The sequence below is a fragment of the Thalassobacillus devorans genome, from assembly GCF_011761345.1.
Lineage (GTDB): Bacteria > Bacillota > Bacilli > Bacillales > Halobacillaceae > Thalassobacillus > Thalassobacillus devorans.
Map to the genome: position 1 here is coordinate 752,412 of NZ_JAASRY010000001.1, position 19,821 is coordinate 772,232.

The following is a 19,821-nucleotide window of genomic DNA, read 5'->3' on the forward strand; positions in this document are numbered from 1 at the left end:
GCAATTTTTACACAACGATAGAAATATGCTGTTCTGCCATGGAACCGGAATACTTCACGCGTTGATCGGACTGTTTGATTTGTTTGCTCAGAATCTGCTCGATTTTTTCATGAGCCTTTTCCGCGTTATTTCCATCAATAATCATCTTAATCGATTTTTTCGTGTTCGCCAGTAAAAAGAATGACATCAGCTTCGGCATGATGCTGGCATCCGCAATTAACTGCCCCTGGTGTAAGTAGATTTCACATTCACTTTTAGATACAAATTTATGAATATCGATGATTTCAGAAGTAGTAACCGATTGATTTAAATGTATTTGATAGGATGTTAGTTCTTTCAAGCTAATCACCTCATAATTTTTTTGTGTTGGTTAAAAGTTACCCTGCCCTGATGCCTATCAAACATTACTCCTGTCAAATAGTACTTTTGACCCTGTGAACCTACTGCTGTCACCATCTTCTGCTCGTTCGCATACACTTCAAAAGCAGAGACACGTTGAGGGAGGAAAAATGCTATGTTCCCTATTTCACAAAGATGTTTAAAGCCGGAGCAGGAGGGCATAGTGATAATACTTACTTGTATTTCTAATACCGAACTGCTATATTAGTCTATAAAAAAATTCAGGCGGAGGGGTTGCTATGTCGAAAGTATCATTGGTTACAATTTTCAAACATCGCGTTACACAAAAATATTTGCAGCGCTCCGGTGTCAACCATGCCGTCTCCGTTGCCTATAATGCATTTGACCTTGCTTCCAGGCGGGGAGTCGATGTCGATTTAGCTGCCAAGGCAGCACTACTCCACGATATGGGACATTATGAATGGTATCGGGATGGAAAGTGGGATTACGAAGAGTACCGGCGGCACGATATCCACGCGATCAAAGGGGCAGAGCGTGCACATAAACTGTTGATCCGGCTCGGGGAAGACCGTCTTGTCGCAAAGGACGTGTCTCTGGCTGTACTGCTTCATACGGACAGTTACCTTCCATTTGAACTGGACGGCAAACGGACGGATCTCCAGCAGGTGGTGACAGAAGCGGATAATATGGATGAACAGCCTGGAGGACTTCACCATTATAAAGAAATGTCCCGTTCGGAAGCGATTAGGCTGCTGAAGAAACTTGATCAAATGATCGCTGAATTCCAGGCGGGGGATGCCTCGAGATCAACGACCGGTTAAATAGTATAACTTATTTTCATACTTTAAAAAGGTTTAACTTTGTTAAAGGATAAAAGTATAAGAAACACTAAGGCTTTCGCTATTAGGACTTGGCGATAAGCCAAGTGTTTCTAAAAATAGGCTTTACTTTTGTTAGGACTTTTTATATAATTTCCAGTGTAGGAAAAAAATTCCGAGAAAGCGAGGTCGAACACAATGAAAATGATGACTGTTTATTTCAACCAATTGAATAACAACAATCGATCGACCTCTGCACTATACGTCAAGTTTTAATATTCTGACTATATTTCTTTCGTGCATATCTGCCACAGGTCGGTCATAGGATTGACTTGTGGTTTTTTTAATTTCGTGTGCCCTGGATCTCAGCTATAGGCTGTGCAGGCATGCAAACAAACGTGAAAGCCACAGGTGTCCCCCTGTGGCTTTTTCTCATGCAGTTAAAGAATGCATAAGCCATTCTTAACTATAAAAAACCCTTTTAAAGGAGGTGGGTAACCATGACGATACCGTTTTTTATCTTTACGATCAGAATTGAAAAAAGGAAGAAAGCAGCTGGGACAAAAGATCAGAAATACCATCGCACCCCGGAAGAAGAATGGTTTGACCGTAAGATGATGTATATGTCCAGATTCTAAAACATAAGGGAGAGGAGTTTTATCATGATTGGTTACATGTTGAAATTCACCAGCTGGTCGAACGAGGAGTTGGGTGCAGATCACTAGTCCCTGAAGAAGGGAGGGAAAACGATGAGGATTAATATGCTTTTTTTCACCATTATCATCAAAAAGAAATCAAAGGAAGAAATTTCACGGCAAGAACGCCGTCAGCAGGAAATCAAGCGGCACATGGATGAGATGAAACTCAAACATTTGCAACTATAAAAAACTGACAGAAAGGGTGAGTTACGATGATTAAGATGATCAGGTTCATGCAATGGTTAAATGTGGAGAAGGATAGCGCGTAGCTGAACTCACTAGGTAACTATGGAAGGGGAATAAACTAATGAAATTGAATATCTTATTTTTCAATAAATCGATTGTCAAACGTACGAAAGCGGAATTGGTCCGGGAAGAGCTACATCACCAGCGGATCCAGCGCCGCCTTGACGATATCAAATTGAAACAAATCAATTACTGACATTAAAAGCGGGATCCCTGTGACAGGGGTCCCGCTTATAGTTGTAATACTTAGTAACCGTACTAAAAAAAGCTTGGGATGTCGCTTTCTGCAGTTGGGTATCCCCAAAGGACAGAGGTCAAATCGTCTTTCGTCAGACCCTGCTGGATAGCGAGCGCAAACAGGTTGACGAGGTGCTCCGCTTCGCTGGATAAAAAGTGAGCACCGATAATTTGCCCGGTGGAAGGGTTCATTAAAATTTTGGCGTAAGCACCAGGCTCTTTTGTTCGCTGATACGTAAAAAACTTAGTAATTGTTTTGGATTCCGCCTCGTACGGGATGTGATTTTCCCGTGCTTCCTGCTGGCTCAGTCCGACCGAACCGAGCGCCGGATAGGTAAAGACAATCGACGGTACAGGTTTTCGAAATGGTTCCTGATTTTCTCCGTGCAGGAGATGACCTGTCAGTCTCGCAGCCTCTGCTCCGGCAGTTGGTGTCAGTGGAGGCAGCCCAGTATCGGCGCAATCACCGGCTGCATAGATGTGCTGATGGGGGACGGATTGATGGTTTTCATTCACCTTAATACCTTTTTGGGAGTATTCGATTCCTGCGTTCTCCAGCCCAAGGTGATCGATATTCGGAGCCCGTCCTGCCCCGTGAAAGACCATGTCCGCTTTCATCGCATGTTCATGGTTGAATTTCTTAACATCTATTTTATAGCCGCTATCGAGTTTCGTAATTTTAGTTACTTCCGTATTCGTGTGAATTTCTATACCCAAATCCTTCGTATGTTCGATCAGTTTGTTGGTAATCTCAAAATCATGATTTTCCAGGACATTCCTTCCCCGGTGAATAATGAGTACTTCTTTTCCGAGACGAGCCGCCAGCTGGGCGAATTCAAAGGAAATATACCCGCCGCCTACAAACATCAGGCGGTCCGGCAGCTGGTCCATTTCAAAAAAATGATCACTGGAAATCAGATGATCAGAGCCCTCAAAAGGTAGGTCAGCAGGTTTCGCCCCGGTTGCGATCACAATGTATTTTGCCGTGACATTTTCCTCGCCGATCTTTAATGTGTGAGGATCAAGAAAGGTTGCGGTCCCGTGATATTGCTTGATACCCAGTGCCTGAAACTTTTCTTCTGTTCCTTGTGGGACCGGTTCGGTGAATTCATTTTTAAACGCCAGCAGGTCTTTCCAATTCAAAGATACCTCGCCGTCCAGCCCAAGACCTTTCACCCGCCTGGCATCATCAACAATTCTGCTTATGCCAGTCATTACTTTTTTGGGATCACACCCACGTTGCGGACAGGTGCCGCCAAACGGACGTTCATCAACCACGGCCACCTCCATGCCTGCTTTTTGTGCTTTCGTTGCCACGGTACTTCCGGCTACCCCGGTACCGATGACAATCACATCGTATGTAGTATTCATGTTACATCCCTCCATCATTTAGCTATTCATTAATTTACCCCTAATCCATAAATAAAAAACAGCCCTCGTCTTTTAATAATAGTTCAACAAACGTTAAGATTTTGACGCGTAGAAGTCACATTCCTCTTGTTATAATAAGGGAAATTGTTCAAAGATAAGAAAGTATAAAATTTCGCTGCGAAGTGTTGGCTAGCTTCAGCGCCCAGACTCTCGCGACATAAGCAACCCGTCTTGCGGAAGGAAAAAACGCCTTCCTCCAGCCGTTTTGCTTATGCGTGTCGTGTCTTTCAGGGCGCTTGCGCTTTTCTAATATCAATCATAATTTTACAAAATAGGATGGATTTACGTTAGAATGACAGATAAGAAGATTTTCAATAGATGTGCGACACGGAAAGGATTGTTGATATGAAGTTCGACCGCAAACCGATTCCAGTAACCGATGCAGTAACGAAAGTGATGGAGTATGCCCGATTTGGCGGGACAGAAGAGGTTTCCATTAACGAATGCGAAAACCGCATCCTCGCCGAGGACATTACAGCTTCTCATCCAATACCGCCATTCCATAAGTCTCCATACGACGGATTTGCATTGAAAGCAGAGGATACGAAGGAGGCTGGCTCAGACAACCCGGTCACCTTCCATGTCATCGAACAAGTCGGTGCCGGTCATCGGGCAAGTAGGCCAATCGAAAGTGGGGAAGCGGTCCGGATTATGACCGGGGCAGAGATCCCGGAAGGTGCCGACTGTGTGGCGATGTTTGAAATCTGCCAGACACAGGAAGAGAATGGCAAAAGCTATATGACCATCAAACGGCAAATGGAAGAAGGCCAGAATGTCATCGAAAAAGGATCGGAAACGTCACATGGCGATGTGCTTGTAGAAAAAGGAACAAATATAAATCCCGGTGTAAAAGCGCTACTCGCGACTTTCGGCTATCCGACCGTAAAAGTCGGCAGGCGGCCGGTGGTTGGTCTTTTTGCGACCGGAACCGAACTGCTCGACGTGGACGAAAAGCTGCAGCCGGGTAAAATCAGAAACTCGAATGCTTATATGATTGCCGCCCAAATCGAACGTGCCGGCGGGATTGTCAAGTATTATGGCAAACTGGAAGACGATTTCGATACGTGCTACCAGGCTGTAACAAACGCTTTCGCAGAAGTAGATATGCTGATAACGACCGGGGGCGTTTCGGTCGGTGATTTCGATCTGATGCCGGAAATCTATGAAAAGCTGGAAGCGCAAGTATTGTTCAATAAAATCGCGATGCGCCCGGGCAGCGTCACCACTGTGGCGGAAAAAGACGGCAAGCTGTTGTTCGGTCTCTCCGGCAACCCATCCGCATGCTATGTCGGGTTTGAATTATATACATTTCCAGTCATCCAGCGCTATTCAGGTGTGGCAAAACCGTATCATAGGAAAATAGCTGCCATTCTTGGAAAAGACTTTCCTAAACCAAACCCATTTACCAGATTTGTACGTGGGTATATCCATTATGAAGAGGGAAAAGTGCTGGTGAGCCCGGCAGGAATGGACAAGTCAGCAGTCGTTACGACGCTCGCGAATACTGATGCATTGATAATGCTTCCAGGAGGAACAAGAGGATTCGCAGCAGGTAATGCCGTACAGGCGATTCTACTTGAGGATTCCACAGGCCAGGCAACGTTTGAATAGCTCCTGTTAACGGGAGTAAAGGAGAAGTGATTTACTCATGACAGATACCCAATATATCCGGGACCGATTGAACCGCCCAATGAAAGATTTGCGGATTTCGGTCATCGACCAGTGCAATTTCCGCTGCACCTACTGCATGCCAGCCGAAATTTTCGGGGAAGATTATCGGTTTTTACCATTCAAAGAACTGTTGAGTTTCGATGAAATTGTCCGTCTTACGGAAATATTTGCGAAGTTCGGAACAGAAAAAATCCGTATCACCGGTGGCGAACCGTTACTGCGGAAGAATCTCAATCAGCTGATCAAACGCTTGTATGCTATTGATGGCATCAAAGATATTGCCATCACCACCAACGGTGTATTTTTGACGAAGCAGGCGAAAAAGCTGAAAGAGGCTGGCCTTGACCGGGTTAACCTTAGTCTCGATGCTATTGAAGATGATGTCTTTAAGGAAATCAATGGCCGCGGCGTCAAAACAAAGCCCGTGCTGAAAGGGATTGAAGCGGCACAGGAAGCAGGACTCCAGGTCAAGATTAATATGGTCGTGAAAAAAGGCCTGAACGATAGCCAGATTCTGCCGATGGCCCGTTACTTCAAAGATTCAGACGTTATCCTCCGGTTCATTGAGTTCATGGATGTCGGCAACCATAACGGCTGGAACATGGATACCGTCGTTTCTAAACAGGAAATCGTCGATCGTATCAGTGGGGAAATGCCCCTCGAGCCGGTCGAGCAGAATTATTACGGGGAAGTCGCCTCACGCTACCGTTATCTCGATGGCGGCGGTGAAATAGGTGTCATTTCCTCTGTAACAGACTCCTTCTGCGGCAGCTGCACAAGAATCAGGCTTTCCGCAGACGGCAAGCTATACACCTGCCTGTTCGCAACCGAAGGCTATGATATCAAGACGCCGCTTCGGGAAAATGCCAGCGATCACCAATTGATCCTGGAGCTGATCAAACTCTGGAGCGGTCGCACCGACCGTTATTCCGATGAACGTGCAGAAGGAAAACCGCTCAAACGAGAAAAAATCGAAATGTCCTACATCGGCGGCTGACAACGTCCACCATCTAAAATATCAGTCAAACGTAGTGTCATAAAAATATCATGGAAAAGCTTAGAGGCTCTTTATGTCTCTAAGCTTTTTAAAAACGTAATTTTTATGCCAAAAGTATTCTATATAATGCTTCGGGAAAATTCACCGTAGCTTCCGTGAAACTATTAAAAGGCTAAAGGGGGGAGGAAAATGACGAGACTCCAGCGGGAAAGGAAGGGCTGGCAAGACCCCGCAGAGCTTTTAGCTCGAGGAGGCTTGCCGCCTTCCCCGCGGAAAGCGAGTTATTTCCCGGACCCCTTCCTCAACTTTTGGCAGCGGAAGCAGCCGCCTGTCAGAGAACCTAAAATAGAAACTTTTTGCCGAATAGGGCTTGCTACTCTATAATGAAATCAGATACATAAAGTGGGAGTGGATGGGATGAAAACGTTCAAGCTTGTTTCCCTCGATCTAGTAGAAGAAAAAGCGGAAGACATTACCCAACGCCGCATCAAACTCATCGACGGGCTGATCATCAACCGGGAAGACGATAAAGGTCGATGGGTGATTGAAGCCTATGTTGATCAAAGCTATCAATCGTTTTTCGAAGAATACGTAGAAAATGAAGAAGAGCTTCTGGTTCAGGTCAAAATCACGAAAGAAAGCAACCAGCCGGCAACCTTTTTAGTAAAGGCAATCGATACGAATATTATCAGTGATAATATGAACGTCCTGTTCATGGGGTCCATTGTCGATCGCAGACAGGATCAAATTGAAAAAACATTGAAGCTTTTGATTGAAGAAGGCTTCCAGGGAGAAGATCTGCTGGAAGAATTTAAAAAACGTGGAAGTAACAACAATAAAAAATGAGTTTTTGGCCGTATCCTTTTTAAGGATCGGCCGATATTTTTTGCTTTCCAATGACTAAACACGCCACCATTTTGTTTTCGCGCCAAAACAAAAAGTCCTGCGACCGGCAGGACTTTTTATGTTTAGGAACCAACCGGCTGACGTGTGTATTCGTACGCTTCCAGCAGTAAATCGACAATATGCACCGCCCGGATTGTGTCAGATAATCCTTCCCGTTCGATGCCGAGCTTCATTTGCAATAGGCATCCGGGATTTGCGGTGGCAATTGTTTTCGCTTGCGTTGTTTCTACCTGTTTCATTTTATAATCAAGAATCTGCATCGACATTTCCGATTCTACAATATTATAAATTCCGGCAGAGCCACAGCAACGGTCGGCGTCATTCATTTCCACATACTGGACACCATCAATCGCATGGAGCAGCTGACGGGGTTCGAGAAATGTTTTCTGGACATTTTTTAAATGGCAGGAATCCTGATAAGTGACAACCTGATCGGGTAATTGTAAGGGAAGTTCATCGAACCCAAGCTCGACCAGAACACTTGAGATATCTTTAATTTTGGCAGCGAAGTCTTTTCCCCGCTCGGCCCAAGCCGGATCATCTTTGAGCAGATGATCATAGTCGTGCAAAAACGCCCCGCAGCCGCCGGCATTGGTAATGATATAGTCGGCGCCAGTGTCTTCAAAAGCAATGATATTCCGCTTGGCGAGCTCTTTTGCCTGCTGTTTTTCTCCGCTATGTCCATGAAGAGCCCCACAGCAAGCCTGACTGTCAGGTATGACAATCTCGCAGCCGGCATACTGCAGCAATTTCATCGTGGCATCATTCGTCGACATGAACATCGAGTCCATAAGGCAGCCGGAAAAAAAGGCAGCCTTTTTCTTTTGTGGTACGAGAGAAGGCAGGTGGTCGGGACGGTTTTTCAATTGTTTCAGCGAAGGTACTTCGGGCAGAACTTTTTCCATCGTCGCCAGGTTATCGGGAAGAATTTTCATGATCCCGGTGAGTCGGGCTGCTTTTTGCAGCCCGCTTCGCTGGTAAAAGCCTAACAGCCCCGTCATCGTCCGCATCCGGCCCTGGTTCGGAAACAACCCTTTGAAGGCGATATTACGGATGGCCTTTGTGGTCGCTGACAAATCGTGATTCTGGTAGATGATGTCCCGTGCCTGTTCAAGCAGATGGCCATAATTGACCCCCGACGGGCACACCGGCTCACACGCCCGGCAGCCAAGACACATGTCGAGGGAGCGTTTCACATCATCGTCCGGCTCAATATCCCCGTCGACGACCGCCTTCATCAATGCTATTCTCCCGCGTGGAGAGTGGGCTTCGTCATAACCACTTTCGATATAGGTTGGACAGCTGGGAAGGCAGAATCCGCAGCGCATACAGTTAAGCAGTTCATCGTAATCCATCTTCTCCTGAAACTCTGTCTGGATCCGCTGTCTTTCTTGTTTGGTAATCATGTGTGAACCACCACCCGTTTTCGTTCCGATTTGGCAAACATTTTTCCTGGATTCATGATATTGTTAGGATCGAACGCCTGCTTAATCCCTTTCATCGCAGCTATTCCCTCATCTCCCAGTTTCAGATGGAGGTAAGGAGATTTCATGGCTCCGACGCCATGCTCCCCGGTAATGGTTCCCCCAAGTTCGACCGCCTGATGAAAAATGGCTTCAAAAGCTTGCTCAACCCGGTGGATTTCTTCTTTATTACGCACATCTGTCAGACAGGTAGGGTGGAGGTTCCCATCCCCGGCATGACCGAAGGTACAAATGTCCACCTTGTATTCTCGAGCGATGTCATTGATCGCACGCACCATTTCCGCTATTTTTGAGCGCGGAACGGTAGCATCTTCTAATATTGTTGTCGGCTTCAACCTTGCCAAGGCTGAAAGTGCCGTTCTTCTTGCGGTACGAAGCGCATCGGCTTCCAATTCAGACTTTGCCACATCGACGCGGATAGCCTGGTTGTCCCGGCACAGGGCGGCAATCTTCTCAATATCATGGTCGACCACTTCTTGAGGACCGTCCTGTTCAATCAGCAGTACTGCTTCAATATCTGTCGGAAGGCCGATTTGCGCATATTCTTCCACCACCTTCAACGTAGGCCGGTCGAGGAATTCCAATGTCGTCGGTATAATTCGATGGGCGATGATGCTGGACACCGCCTCGGCGGCAGCTTCAATATCTTCATATAATGCCAGGATCGTCTTTTTCGTTTCCGGCATCGGGACCAATTTCATTGTCGCTTCGGTAATCACACCAAGTGTACCCTCCGACCCGACAAACAAACGTGTCAAATCATATCCAGCGACATCCTTGGCAAGCTTGCCGCCAGTATGGATGATATCTCCGTTCGGCAGCACTACTTCGAGTCCCATAACATAATCCCGTGTGACCCCGTATTTTAACCCACGTAGCCCTCCGGAATTTTCATTCAAGTTGCCGCCCATCGTCGATATTTTCATCGAAGATGGGTCTGGCGGGTAAAATAAACCCCTTGCTTCAACCGCGTTGATCAAATCCAGCGTGATCAAGCCCGGCTGAACCGTCACCGTCAAGTTCTCTTCATCAATCTCGACGATATCCTGCATGTGTTTGAATAAGAGGACGATTCCTCCTTCCACAGGAGTCGTACCTGCCGAAAGATTCGTTCCGGAACCACGTGGAACGACCGGTATATGATGTTCATTGCACAATTTCAGTACTTCCGCTACTTCATCGGTATTCCGTGGTGCTACCACAGCGTCCGGCATGGATTGGAACTGAGGAGTTGCATCATAGGAATATACAAGCAGACTGGCTCTGCTATCCTGAACATTATCTGCTCCGACAATCGAAATCAGCTCATGTTTCACTTTATCGTTTAACATAATAGAAAACCCTTTCATTCTTTTCTGTAGGGGAGGTTTTCCATCCCCTTGCCACTGTCATTTAACTATGTACCTGGAAAATTAGATAGTACTAACTCCATTCTACATGGAATTAAGCAGGAAATTGTAGTTCAATCGATAAATTTTTATGATTTTCTAGGAATTTTTCTGAGCACACTGCTATAATGGGTAGAAGATTCTCGCAGGGAATGTGGCAGAATGTCTGAAAAGGAGAAAGTTTATGGCAATGAAGTACGGAAGGAATTTGCGGTCGATCAACAATCTATCTCCGTTTAAACTGATCGCCTTATTCTATTTATTCGCAGTAACATTTTCATCGATATTATTGGCCCTCCCGGTTGCGCATCAGCCGGGAGTGGAATTAACGTTCATTGATATATTATTTACCGCTGTCAGTGCTGTCAGTGTGACTGGTTTAAGCGTAATAACTGTGGCCGACACGTTCAGTACCACTGGAATTATTATGCTCGCATTTGTGCTGCAGCTTGGCGGAATCGGTGTGATGAGTATCGGGACAGCCATCTGGATGCTGCTGGGAAAAAAGATTGGTCTCAAGGAGCGGCGGCTGATCATGACCGATCAGAACCAGACATCTTTCCAGGGGGTGGTCCGGTTAATCAGACAGATTTTCCTGGTTGTTTTGCTGATTGAGTTTATCGGCTTTCTTACACTTGGCACTTATTTTTTACAATATTATCCTCCGCAAGAGGCTTACCTTCAAGGTTTTTTCGGTGCGATCAGTGCCATGACCAACGGGGGGTTCGATATAACCGGGGCGTCACTAATCCCGTTTGCGGATGATTATTTTGTCCAATTCATTAATATGCTGCTTATTGTTGCAGGTGCTATTGGTTTCCCGGTACTTATTGAAGTTAAGGAATACTTATTCAATAATTCCAAGGGCCTGGACGCCAAAAAGTTTTCTTTGTTTGCGAAACTGACCTCTTTTACTTTCTTAATGTTAGTGATCATTGGAATGGCGTTTATCATCCTGTTTGAAATGAATCATTTCTTCAGCGATAAAAACTGGCATGAAATTTTGTTCTATGCCTTATTCCAGTCCGTGACCACCCGTAGTGGCGGTTTGGCGACGATGGATGTCAGCTTACTGACAGAACAAACAAAATTGTTCCTGTCTTCCCTTATGTTCATCGGCGCTTCTCCGAGTAGTGTCGGAGGCGGAATTCGGACGACGACATTCGCGCTCCTGGTCATTTTTATGCTTACTTATGCCAGAGGGCAGACACGCGTTCGAGTGTTTCGCAGAGAAATTCATGACGAAGATTTGATCAAGGCAGTTGTTGTTACCATCATGGCGGTAATCATTTGTTTTGCGGCAGTGGTGGCATTGACTATTACGGAACCGTTCAGCCTTGGAGATATCCTGTTTGAAGTAACTTCCGCTTTTGGAACCGTTGGCTTGTCTACGGGTATTACCTCAGGGTTATCCACTTTTGCAAAATTTGTATTGATGATGCTGATGTTCATCGGAAGGATTGGTATCCTGACTTTCTTGTTTACTTTAAAACAGGAGAAGAAGAAAACAGGGAACTATCATTATCCTAAAGAACGCATCATTATCGGTTAAAGGAAAAAACACACAAAAAGCGCCTCCTGACACCAGGAGTGCGCTTTTTGTGTTTTCTCAACTGCTATTAGCAGTAGAATGCTGCTCCTACAATGATGAGCAAAATAAACAACACTACAATCAACGCGAAGTTGTTGCCATAACCACCTCGGCGTCCGTATGGGTAACATTGGTACATGAAAAGCTCACCTCCTCGGTTGGTACACTGATACTATATGCAACCGGGAGTTTCGCGTATGGTCATTTACCCAGATATCGGTCACTTATCTCGATTCAGTCGGTCTGATAAGAGGCATCATGCGTAGGGTGGGAGAAGTTTTTTCGCTTGGCATAATAATTTTCCTCCATGAGTTTGCGGTTATGAGATGTATTCCATCCGATATCATTGGTCTCATGCACCCACTCATCACCGGACATGACAGCTGGATCGATTTCTTCGCTCCAGTGATTGAGCGGCGAATTCATGGAGTCATAGTAACTGTCTCCGATCGTCACCCCATATGGGTTCACAAATGGAGCTTTCCTTTTTTTCTTATCAACATTCGGTGCATTCACTTGATGTGGAAACGAAGTGAATGCTTCCATCTGCTGTTCGATATTTTCTTCACGCATCAGACATCCCTCCTTATTTCTATCCTCCCCATCAGCCGGCAGATTATGAAAAAATGCTCATGTAATTTCCTCCTGCTCGTACCCTTCTTATTTCTGTTGTACATCAAAAGAATTTCTGTTCCGGTGTTACATATTGAAGTTTAGTGATGTTTTATAAATGTGTTTCATGGTTTCCTAAGAAAACATAATACAGTTATGACCTTTGTCACATACAAAAGCTGCAACCGTTTTTATAATGGATGTAGAATCAGCCTACGCGACATTTCAAACGAAATTTAAAAAGTTAAGGGGGATCTTATGTCTATTTTACCGAAAACCAATTCACTCGGTTTTTTTGAAATCCGTCTGGAATCAATCGGTGGTCTTGGCGCCAACCTTGCCGGCAAAATGCTGGCAGAAGCGGGTGTGTTAGGGCATGGTTTGAACGGCTCTAACTTCTCATCCTATGGCTCTGAAAAAAAGGGGACACCGGTTAAAGCATTCATACGTTTTTGTGAGCCAGAGGTGGAAATCCGTGCCCATTCTCCGATTGAAGAGCCTCATGTTATCGGAATTTTTCATGAAGCTTTGTACAAAACCGTCGATGTGACAAGCGGTTTGCAGCCGGATGGCATTGTGCTGGTCAACAGCGAACGCTCCATTGAAGAAGTGAAAAAAGAGCTCGATCTTGATCACAGAACATTGGCGGTTGTCGATGCCATGACCATTGCTGTAGAAGAGAACTCTCGTCTCAATACCGCTATGCTGGGTGCACTTTATCGCGTACTTGATTTTTTAGATGTCGATAATATGCGGGATATCATCCGCCAGACGTTCGAAAACAAATATCCCCACCTGGTCGAAGCTAATCTTCGTACATTCAATCGAGGTTATGAAGAAGTAAAGTTTCAAAGCTTTGAAGTGCTTGCGGCCGTACAAAAACCGTTTGAGCGGAATCTGCCGCGCCTGGGATATGAAACCCAGGAAATCGGCGGAATCATCAGTGCTCAGGCTAACAGCATTGAAAAAGACTTGAGTGGTTCGAGACAGGGATTTATTCCAGCTTTCGAACTAGAGAAATGCATCAATTGTACCCATTGCGATACGGTATGCCCGGATTTTTGTTTTGTATGGGAGGAAGGGGAAGACAAGCGGGGACGGAAACAGATGTTTCTTCAAGGTATTGACTATAACTATTGCAAGGGCTGCCTGAAATGTATAGAAGTTTGTCCGACTTCCGCTTTAACCGAAATCCGTGAAACGCTTGGTTTTAGCGATGAGCATCGCGTTAAACAACATTTCCCTTATGCAGAAGGAGTGATGAAATGAATCACGTCATAACAAAACAGGAGAAATTGCAGGCGCCTGTCAACCAGCAGGTAAGTTTTGAATCCGGCAATGAAATGGCGGCAAAAGCTGCCGCTCAGATCAATTATCACATCATGGGTTATTTCCCAATCACTCCATCAACTGAAATCGCTCAATACCTGGATCAGATGAAGACAAGAGGCGAGCATGATATCCAGCTGATTCCAGCAGATGGGGAACATGGGTCGGCAGGCATCTGTTACGGTGCCTCTGTCAGCGGCGCTCGGGTTTTCAATGCGACAAGTGCGAATGGCTTCCTGTTCATGCTGGAGCAGCTGCCGGTACAGTCTGGCACCAGGTTTCCGATGGTATTGAATCTCGTCACCAGAGCCGTGAGCGGCCCGCTTGATATTCGTGGTGACCATTCGGATTTATACTATGCTCTCAATACGGGTTGGGTCATATTAACTGCTAACACACCACAGGCAGTTTACGACTTGAACATCATGGCATTGAAAGTGGCAGAGCACAGAGCTGTCCGTCTTCCGGTTATTGTCGCTTATGACGGTTTTTTTACCTCCCATCAAAAAAGAAAAGTCCTATCGTTCAAGGATAGAAAAATAGTAACCGAATTTATTGGCGAACGTCCGGCAGATTACCCGAATGCCATTGATAAAAATAACCCGGTCACCATCGGGGCTCATATGAATGGCGACGATTTGATCCATAATAATTACCAGCAGTCCCAGGCGATGTACAATGCAGAGAAGGTGTTTGAAGAGATCCGGGAAGAGTATGAAAAATTGTCAGGAAGGTCCTATCCGACAATTGAAACCTATGCCATGGAAGACGCAGAGGCCGCAGTATTTTTAATCAACTCAGCGGCTGAGACCGCAAAAGATGTGGTGGACCGTTATCGCAAACAAGGAAAAAAAGTCGGAGTCATCACTCCTAACATGATTCGCCCATTTCCAAAAGAAGCGATGAAAGTAGCATTAAAAAACGTGAAAGCGGTCCTCGTTGGAGAGCGGGCAGACAGTTATGGTGCTAATGGTGCCAATATGACACTCGAAATTAAATCAGCCCTCCAGGAGCTATCAGGAGCTCAACCGGTTGTGTTAAGCCGTATCTTTGGTGTCGGAGGAAAAGATTTTTATGAACAAGACGCAGAAGTATTTTTCGATGACGTATTAGAAGCAGCAGCAACCTCTGTTGCTGTGAAGCCGTTTGATTATCATGGCATTCATGCTGGTGATCAGAAAAAACGGCTGCTCCCGGTTATCAAGCCGCAGACAGGTTCTTATGATTCCGGACTGATCACAGTTATGCAAGACGCGGAAACCGAAAAATTGAAAGTGAAAGTTCCGCCGCTCCGACAACTGATGAGTAAACCGAAGCGGATTGCCTCAGGGCACGGCGCGTGCCCAGGCTGTGGGATATTCCCTGGTCTTGAATTATTTTTCAAAGGAATTGAAGGGGACGTGGTGGTTTTATTCCAGACAGGATGCGGTTACGTCGTCAGTGCGGCCTATCCACATACATCCCATAAGCAGACGTTCATCCATAACTTATTCCAGAATGGTGCAGCCACGCTATCCGGAACGGTGGAAGCCTTTTATGAAATGAAACGCCGGGGCGAAGTTGAAATCGGTGATGATTTCACATTCGTCATGGTAACCGGTGACGGCGGGATGGATATCGGAATGGGATCGGCTATTGGGACCGCCCTGCGCAACCATGGAATGATCATCGTGGAATATGATAACGAAGGTTATATGAATACAGGGTCCCAACAGTCTTATTCGACCCCAATCGGTCATATGACGTCCACTTCGAATGTCGGCAAGAACCAAAAGGGGAAAGCATTCCATCATAAAGACACGCCGCAAATCATGGCAGCAACGAACATTCCCTATGTGTTCACAGGAACAGAAGCATACCCGCAGGATCTCATCAAAAAAGCAGCCAAAGCCCAGTGGTATGCCAAACATGAAGGATTGGTCTATGGCAAGCTTCTGATTACCTGTCCGTTGAACTGGAAAAGTGAAGAGCGCTATGGTCAGACGATCATCAAAGCGGCCGTTGATTCCTGTTTCTTCCCTTTGTATGAAGTAGAAAAAGGGAAAACGACAATCACTTATAATCCGGAAGCCACAAACAAGCGCGAACCTGTCAGTGAATGGCTGAAGTATCTCGGTAAAGCGAAGCATATGCTGAAACCGGAAAATGAACAGCTCTATCACGCATTTGAAACAGAAGTAGATAAACGATGGAATCGTCTCAAAGCAAAACATGAATGCGAATACCTTTAAATAACTTTGCTCCGCAGGTCTTGTTCCGTAAAAAACCTATACCGTACAAACAAAACGCTTGGACTCCAATTTCCAGGCGTTCTGTTTTTATGAAAAAATACAAAGTCCTTCGCCATAAATACTTAGAAGGCATCCCAGGTTTTTCTAACATGAGGAAAGGAAAGAAAAAATATATATTAACGAACAGGGAAGGAGGGGAGCAATGAAAAAGGCAGCTGCAACGATCAAATTGACGGAGGGCTCTGTCTTGATAAATGCTGGCAAAAGATCTGTTTCAGTAGAAGTGGATGGCAAGAATCATGAGCTGCGGGCAGGACAATGGACCCTAGTGAGGTCAACATTCCACTTTGGCAGAGAGAAACATAACGTTTCTACCTCCCATATATATTGCTTTATTGAATGTTCTGGAGGAGCTCGCGTGGAAACCTATCCAATAATACGGCCTCCAAAAGGAGAAGCTACACTCCGCCTCATCCATGCGAATCCTCGTTATTCTAAGTTAAATGCAAAAGCGCGCTATGGCGATGCATTTCCTCCTATAAACCAAGGCGAATCGACGGAAGCTACCACCTTATACGTCCCCGTGGACATAGTGATCGACTTTTTTGACCAACGAGGGCGATTACTGGATTACTTTCATTACGTTACGGAAGCTGATCATACTTCTTTTCTTATCTTCGGACACCATCGGATTATGCTTGTTACGATAAAGGATAAATAGCAAACAGGCGATTCTCCTTATTGAGAATCGCCTGCTATGGTGGAAGTGAACTGGTTGTGGTAATGAAAAGCTGTTTCATTATTTAAGCTGCCGGTGCTGTTGTGGCTTCTTTTTTAGTAGTATATTGGCGGATAAAAGGAATTACCCAGCGATCCAAACCAATTTTTCCTGCGTTGTATCCAGCTACGGCGATGAAGACTGTCAATAAAACCATTTGAGCGTTCGTACTTACTGTTCCACTGAACAAGAAGGCAAAGTTCATAACTAATCCCATGATTGCTGCGAAGTTAGTGAAAATTCCTAGAATAAGTGCGATACCTACTAATACTTCACCCCACATGACAAGGAACGTAAAAATCTCTGCGTTAGGAAGTGCTACGCCTTCTAAGAAACTTGCCCACCAGGCCTGAACAGCAGGGTGTTCTCCGCTTGCATTACCGATAGCGCCCTGGATGAATCCGGCAGAATCGAAACCTCCGCCAGTCAATTTTCCCCAGCCTGCAGTCAGCCATGCATATCCAAGATAAACCCGAAGCACCGTAAGAATAGCTGCCGCAACATTGTTTTCTCTTAAAAAGTTATTAATCATGATTCCCACTCCTTAAATAGTGTTTTGTTCAACATTTCACATGATTAGCTAAAAGAAGAACACCTTAGCCGGCTGTTTGTGTTGGTGTTATCTTTTACAGTTACATCATATCACCTTTTATCAATCTTGAGATAACTTTGTGATGGATTTCACATTTTGGTAATAAAGTTGTGGCAAAACTGTGAATTGCTGGCAACGGTTGCACACATGAGAAATGGGGGGGACATATGAATTTGCTTGATTTAGAAGGAAAAGGCAGGTAAAATCTTAATAGACATATCTTCTGATGAAGAGCAATGATTGATTACTTATTTTATGAGCACACTGTTAAAGAGAATGGATTTGGACGATCCTTTCTACAGTTTCGGAGGTGAAGCAAATGTGGGAGGTAACATTTTTTATTATTTCAGCACTTATCATCCTTTTGAACATCGGATATTGTATCTTTGATAACGGTTGATTCCTGACAAGGAAATCGCAGCGAAAGTAGTTCAGTTTAGGAGTACAAACAAGCATTGTACCCCACAGCTGAACTACTTTTTTATTTGTAAAAGATAAAAGCTAAAGCTCCCTTTAACTGAAGATCAGTTTCGTTACTTTTACGGGAGAAAATGGGGACTTGGAAATAACTCGCTTTCCGCGGGGAAGACGGCAAGCCTCCTCGAGCTAAAGCTCTGCGGGGTCTTGCCTGTCTATCCTTTCCCGCAGGAGTCTCGTCATTTCCAAGTCCCCATTACCATAAAAAGAGTAACGAAACCATCCTAGTATATACAATTAGACCATTCATAAAAAAAGGAGCGTTATTTTTACAACCCTGCGCAAATTGTTGTAAATCGATTTTAAATATACTTTTATGGCAAAGGGGCGTAGGGAAACGGTGAGACTCCTGTGGGATAAGCGGGAGCGCTGAGGCCCCGCAAGGCGAAGCCTGAGGAGACTCAGCACACGCCCACGGAAAGCGAATCGTTTCCCGAAGCCCCTAAACTCCAATAATCATTTTGAAATTGAGTCTTCCACAATTCGGCCATTTTATTGAAAATGGTTCTTGTGAGTAAAGTTTTTTAAATAGACCAGCACCACTTTCCTTCTCCTTTCGATTATAGAATTGAAAGGAGGTGAGGGACATGGCAGTGACAAGCGAAAAAGTAGGCTCCCTGTTGCGTATGGTACTGGAGAACGGACAGGACGACCGAGGAAATTTTATTTTCAAAAGCAAAAACTTTAATAACGTTAAAACAGAAGCAACAGCAGAACAGTTGTATACGGTAGCTAAATCGTTAGAGCCGTTACAGCAGCGCGAACTCTATGCGATCGAACGCAAAGACGATAACAAAATCATGAACATCTAAGCAGATTCAAATAATAAGAGAGGAGGAGAATCATGAAGAAACTCGAATTGAAATTCCAAAACGAAGAGGACAAGACGGTGACCATCACACTGGATGAGCCTGTCGAACCGGCTGACCCGGCATTGATCAATGCTGCGATGGATGCCATCATTGCTGCTAATTGTTTTTATTCAAACGGCGGTGATCTAGTTACTAAAAAAGAAGCTCGGATCGTCGAACGTAACGTCGAAGAAATACAATTGTAAATCCAAAGGGGTTGTCCGGCAGGGCAGCCTCTTTCTAGTTAGGAAAGGAGGGCAATAGGAGATGGACCATTGGGTAGCATTGCTCACAGATGTCGGTTTCCCGATCGCGGTGACTTTTTATCTGCTTCACCGAGTGGAAGGCAAACTTGATATCATGATAGAGACCTTACACCAACTGCCGGAAAAAATGAATTCATAATTTTAAAACCATCCTGTATTTTAGGCAGGATGGTTTTAAAAATGTCCGTCATTATCGGGTCATGCCCCATTCGTTGAAAGGATAGATGACAAGTTCGGAGCGTCCGATAATTTCACTTTCCTCTATGAAGCCTAGTCCGTTACGGCTATCTTTACTTATTGACCGGTTGTCACCCATTACAAAATAGTGATCCTCCGGTACTTTGACCGGACCATAATTGGTCGTTCCTTGAATGGAAGATTCATCCAGATAGCTTTCATCTTGCTCTTGGCCATTGATATAAAGCTTGTGATCCCGCACCTCGACAATATCATTTGGGAGGGCGATGATTCGTTTAACATAACTTTTAACAGGTCTATGAATAATGACAATTTCACCATACGAAGGTTCTTCCAGGTAATAGATGATTTTATTGAACATGACACGCTCGCCGCTCTCGAGTGTTGGATTCATGCTCACACCTTCGACAATCGAGGTGGCAAAGAAAAAAGTACGTAATAAGAATGCAAGGAGAATAGCGATGATGATCGCTTTCATCCATTCCCACCACTCATTTTTAGCTTCTTCTGACAATCTTGATCTTCCCTTCCTAATGATAGCCGGTTTGGTATAGCTCTTCTTGGGCATTGAGAAGAGGGGGGACGTGATTGTCCTGCGAAGCACGTGTCCAGCACGGCTTCATCCATCCTTATTTTAACACATTTGTCAGTCATCATGAG

The 19,821-nt window shown here is 45.0% G+C and carries 22 protein-coding genes; 14 read left to right on the top strand and 8 right to left on the bottom strand.

The features are described 5' to 3' along the window. Positions 1-7: 7 nt before the first annotated feature. Complete coding sequence (locus FHS45_RS03740) at positions 8-340, bottom strand: hypothetical protein (RefSeq protein ID WP_062445497.1); 333 nt, start codon at positions 338-340, stop codon at positions 8-10. Positions 341-638: 298 nt separating this feature from the next. Here FHS45_RS03740 and FHS45_RS03745 point away from each other — a divergent pair, with 298 nt between their 5' ends. From FHS45_RS03745 to FHS45_RS20310, 4 genes are all read left to right on the top strand, one after another. After that, entirely contained in the window at positions 639-1,181 is a 543-nt protein-coding gene (locus FHS45_RS03745) for an HD domain-containing protein (protein ID WP_062445498.1), read from the top strand. A gap of 497 nt (positions 1,182-1,678) precedes the next feature. Further along, a complete protein-coding gene (locus FHS45_RS03750; protein ID WP_157620188.1) occupies positions 1,679-1,816 on the top strand; it encodes a hypothetical protein in 138 nt (45 codons plus the stop codon). A gap of 111 nt (positions 1,817-1,927) precedes the next feature. Beyond that, the gene (locus FHS45_RS03755) at positions 1,928-2,062 is read left to right on the top strand and encodes a YrzI family small protein (RefSeq protein ID WP_148350106.1); all 135 of its coding nucleotides are present in this window, start codon (positions 1,928-1,930) and stop codon (positions 2,060-2,062) included. A 121-nt stretch (positions 2,063-2,183) separates the two neighbouring features. Further along, the gene (locus FHS45_RS20310) at positions 2,184-2,318 is read left to right on the top strand and encodes a hypothetical protein (protein ID WP_258953977.1); all 135 of its coding nucleotides are present in this window, start codon (positions 2,184-2,186) and stop codon (positions 2,316-2,318) included. Between the two features lie 62 nt (positions 2,319-2,380). Here the strand turns inward: FHS45_RS20310 and FHS45_RS03760 are convergent, their stop codons facing one another. After that, positions 2,381-3,730, bottom strand: a complete 1,350-nt coding sequence (locus FHS45_RS03760; protein ID WP_062445500.1) for a dihydrolipoyl dehydrogenase family protein — start codon at positions 3,728-3,730, stop codon at positions 2,381-2,383. 405 nt (positions 3,731-4,135) lie between these two features. Here FHS45_RS03760 and FHS45_RS03765 point away from each other — a divergent pair, with 405 nt between their 5' ends. The 3 genes from FHS45_RS03765 (at position 4,136) to FHS45_RS03775 (ending at position 7,304) form a co-directional block, all read left to right on the top strand. Continuing rightward, positions 4,136-5,401: a molybdopterin molybdotransferase MoeA gene (locus FHS45_RS03765; protein WP_062447888.1), complete on the top strand. Its 1,266-nt coding sequence runs from the start codon at positions 4,136-4,138 to the stop codon at positions 5,399-5,401. Between the two features lie 37 nt (positions 5,402-5,438). Beyond that, positions 5,439-6,458 carry a GTP 3',8-cyclase MoaA gene (moaA, locus tag FHS45_RS03770; protein ID WP_062445503.1) on the top strand — a complete coding sequence of 340 codons (1,020 nt, stop codon included), beginning with the start codon at positions 5,439-5,441 and terminating at the stop codon, positions 6,456-6,458. Between the two features lie 417 nt (positions 6,459-6,875). Further along, positions 6,876-7,304, top strand: a complete 429-nt coding sequence (locus FHS45_RS03775; protein WP_062445508.1) for a YwpF-like family protein — start codon at positions 6,876-6,878, stop codon at positions 7,302-7,304. A 122-nt stretch (positions 7,305-7,426) separates the two neighbouring features. On the opposite strand, the gene FHS45_RS03780 is transcribed toward FHS45_RS03775, so the two are convergent. Both FHS45_RS03780 and glcD read right to left on the bottom strand, forming a co-directional pair. Further along, positions 7,427-8,770 (bottom strand): (Fe-S)-binding protein, encoded by a 1,344-nt coding sequence (locus FHS45_RS03780; protein ID WP_062445510.1) that lies wholly within the window; start codon positions 8,768-8,770, stop codon positions 7,427-7,429. Next, entirely contained in the window at positions 8,767-10,179 is a 1,413-nt protein-coding gene (gene glcD / locus FHS45_RS03785; RefSeq protein WP_062447891.1) for a glycolate oxidase subunit GlcD, read from the bottom strand. Before glcD ends, FHS45_RS03780 begins: the two co-directional genes overlap by 4 nt. 241 nt (positions 10,180-10,420) lie before the next feature. Here glcD and FHS45_RS03790 point away from each other — a divergent pair, with 241 nt between their 5' ends. Then, entirely contained in the window at positions 10,421-11,788 is a 1,368-nt protein-coding gene (locus FHS45_RS03790; protein ID WP_062445512.1) for a TrkH family potassium uptake protein, read from the top strand. Between the two features lie 67 nt (positions 11,789-11,855). Here the strand turns inward: FHS45_RS03790 and FHS45_RS03795 are convergent, their stop codons facing one another. Both FHS45_RS03795 and FHS45_RS03800 read right to left on the bottom strand, forming a co-directional pair. Beyond that, the gene (locus FHS45_RS03795; protein ID WP_082412038.1) at positions 11,856-11,966 is read right to left on the bottom strand and encodes a YjcZ family sporulation protein; all 111 of its coding nucleotides are present in this window, start codon (positions 11,964-11,966) and stop codon (positions 11,856-11,858) included. A gap of 95 nt (positions 11,967-12,061) precedes the next feature. Further along, positions 12,062-12,400 carry a DUF3905 domain-containing protein gene (locus FHS45_RS03800; protein ID WP_062445514.1) on the bottom strand — a complete coding sequence of 113 codons (339 nt, stop codon included), beginning with the start codon at positions 12,398-12,400 and terminating at the stop codon, positions 12,062-12,064. 297 nt (positions 12,401-12,697) lie between these two features. On the opposite strand from FHS45_RS03800, the gene FHS45_RS03805 reads away from it, so the two are divergent. The 3 genes from FHS45_RS03805 to FHS45_RS03815 all read left to right on the top strand — a co-directional run bounded on the left by FHS45_RS03805 (position 12,698) and on the right by FHS45_RS03815 (position 16,720). Next, positions 12,698-13,708 (top strand): 2-oxoacid:acceptor oxidoreductase family protein, encoded by a 1,011-nt coding sequence (locus FHS45_RS03805; protein WP_062445516.1) that lies wholly within the window; start codon positions 12,698-12,700, stop codon positions 13,706-13,708. After that, positions 13,705-15,999, top strand: coding sequence for a thiamine pyrophosphate-dependent enzyme (locus tag FHS45_RS03810; protein ID WP_062445518.1), 2,295 nt, complete (start codon positions 13,705-13,707; stop codon positions 15,997-15,999). The genes FHS45_RS03805 and FHS45_RS03810 overlap by 4 nt, the downstream gene beginning before the upstream one ends. Before the next feature lie 202 nt (positions 16,000-16,201). Next, positions 16,202-16,720 (top strand): hypothetical protein, encoded by a 519-nt coding sequence (locus FHS45_RS03815; protein WP_062445519.1) that lies wholly within the window; start codon positions 16,202-16,204, stop codon positions 16,718-16,720. Between the two features lie 82 nt (positions 16,721-16,802). On the opposite strand, the gene FHS45_RS03820 is transcribed toward FHS45_RS03815, so the two are convergent. Continuing rightward, entirely contained in the window at positions 16,803-17,309 is a 507-nt protein-coding gene (locus FHS45_RS03820) for a DoxX family protein (RefSeq protein ID WP_062445521.1), read from the bottom strand. A 1,124-nt stretch (positions 17,310-18,433) separates the two neighbouring features. Here FHS45_RS03820 and FHS45_RS03825 point away from each other — a divergent pair. The 3 genes from FHS45_RS03825 to FHS45_RS03835 all read left to right on the top strand — a co-directional run bounded on the left by FHS45_RS03825 (position 18,434) and on the right by FHS45_RS03835 (position 19,102). Continuing rightward, on the top strand, positions 18,434-18,658 hold the full coding sequence (locus tag FHS45_RS03825) for a DUF1659 domain-containing protein (protein ID WP_062445523.1): 225 nt from the start codon (positions 18,434-18,436) through the stop codon (positions 18,656-18,658). 32 nt (positions 18,659-18,690) lie between these two features. Beyond that, positions 18,691-18,903, top strand: coding sequence for a DUF2922 domain-containing protein (locus tag FHS45_RS03830; RefSeq protein ID WP_062445525.1), 213 nt, complete (start codon positions 18,691-18,693; stop codon positions 18,901-18,903). Positions 18,904-18,964: 61 nt separating this feature from the next. Then, a complete protein-coding gene (locus tag FHS45_RS03835) occupies positions 18,965-19,102 on the top strand; it encodes a YvrJ family protein (RefSeq protein ID WP_082412039.1) in 138 nt (45 codons plus the stop codon). 51 nt (positions 19,103-19,153) lie between these two features. Here FHS45_RS03835 and lepB read toward each other — a convergent pair whose 3' ends face one another. Further along, on the bottom strand, positions 19,154-19,675 hold the full coding sequence (gene lepB, locus FHS45_RS03840; protein WP_062445527.1) for a signal peptidase I: 522 nt from the start codon (positions 19,673-19,675) through the stop codon (positions 19,154-19,156). Positions 19,676-19,821: the final 146 nt, after the last annotated feature.

What these genes read in the sequence shown, in the direction of transcription:
- FHS45_RS03745 (WP_062445498.1), top strand. Translation starts at nt 639, where the DNA reads ATGTCGAAAGTATCATTGGTTACAATTTTCAAACATCGCGTTACACAA.
- FHS45_RS03750 (WP_157620188.1), top strand. Translation starts at nt 1,679, where the DNA reads ATGACGATACCGTTTTTTATCTTTACGATCAGAATTGAAAAAAGGAAG.
- FHS45_RS03755 (WP_148350106.1), top strand. Translation starts at nt 1,928, where the DNA reads ATGAGGATTAATATGCTTTTTTTCACCATTATCATCAAAAAGAAATCA.
- FHS45_RS20310 (WP_258953977.1), top strand. Translation starts at nt 2,184, where the DNA reads ATGAAATTGAATATCTTATTTTTCAATAAATCGATTGTCAAACGTACG.
- FHS45_RS03760 (WP_062445500.1), bottom strand. Translation starts at nt 3,730, where the DNA reads ATGAATACTACATACGATGTGATTGTCATCGGTACCGGGGTAGCCGGA.
- FHS45_RS03765 (WP_062447888.1), top strand. Translation starts at nt 4,136, where the DNA reads ATGAAGTTCGACCGCAAACCGATTCCAGTAACCGATGCAGTAACGAAA.
- moaA (WP_062445503.1), top strand. Translation starts at nt 5,439, where the DNA reads ATGACAGATACCCAATATATCCGGGACCGATTGAACCGCCCAATGAAA.
- FHS45_RS03775 (WP_062445508.1), top strand. Translation starts at nt 6,876, where the DNA reads ATGAAAACGTTCAAGCTTGTTTCCCTCGATCTAGTAGAAGAAAAAGCG.
- FHS45_RS03780 (WP_062445510.1), bottom strand. Translation starts at nt 8,770, where the DNA reads ATGATTACCAAACAAGAAAGACAGCGGATCCAGACAGAGTTTCAGGAG.
- glcD (WP_062447891.1), bottom strand. Translation starts at nt 10,179, where the DNA reads ATGTTAAACGATAAAGTGAAACATGAGCTGATTTCGATTGTCGGAGCA.
- FHS45_RS03790 (WP_062445512.1), top strand. Translation starts at nt 10,421, where the DNA reads ATGGCAATGAAGTACGGAAGGAATTTGCGGTCGATCAACAATCTATCT.
- FHS45_RS03795 (WP_082412038.1), bottom strand. Translation starts at nt 11,966, where the DNA reads ATGTACCAATGTTACCCATACGGACGCCGAGGTGGTTATGGCAACAAC.
- FHS45_RS03800 (WP_062445514.1), bottom strand. Translation starts at nt 12,400, where the DNA reads ATGCGTGAAGAAAATATCGAACAGCAGATGGAAGCATTCACTTCGTTT.
- FHS45_RS03805 (WP_062445516.1), top strand. Translation starts at nt 12,698, where the DNA reads ATGTCTATTTTACCGAAAACCAATTCACTCGGTTTTTTTGAAATCCGT.
- FHS45_RS03810 (WP_062445518.1), top strand. Translation starts at nt 13,705, where the DNA reads ATGAATCACGTCATAACAAAACAGGAGAAATTGCAGGCGCCTGTCAAC.
- FHS45_RS03815 (WP_062445519.1), top strand. Translation starts at nt 16,202, where the DNA reads ATGAAAAAGGCAGCTGCAACGATCAAATTGACGGAGGGCTCTGTCTTG.
- FHS45_RS03820 (WP_062445521.1), bottom strand. Translation starts at nt 17,309, where the DNA reads ATGATTAATAACTTTTTAAGAGAAAACAATGTTGCGGCAGCTATTCTT.
- FHS45_RS03825 (WP_062445523.1), top strand. Translation starts at nt 18,434, where the DNA reads ATGGCAGTGACAAGCGAAAAAGTAGGCTCCCTGTTGCGTATGGTACTG.
- FHS45_RS03830 (WP_062445525.1), top strand. Translation starts at nt 18,691, where the DNA reads ATGAAGAAACTCGAATTGAAATTCCAAAACGAAGAGGACAAGACGGTG.
- FHS45_RS03835 (WP_082412039.1), top strand. Translation starts at nt 18,965, where the DNA reads ATGGACCATTGGGTAGCATTGCTCACAGATGTCGGTTTCCCGATCGCG.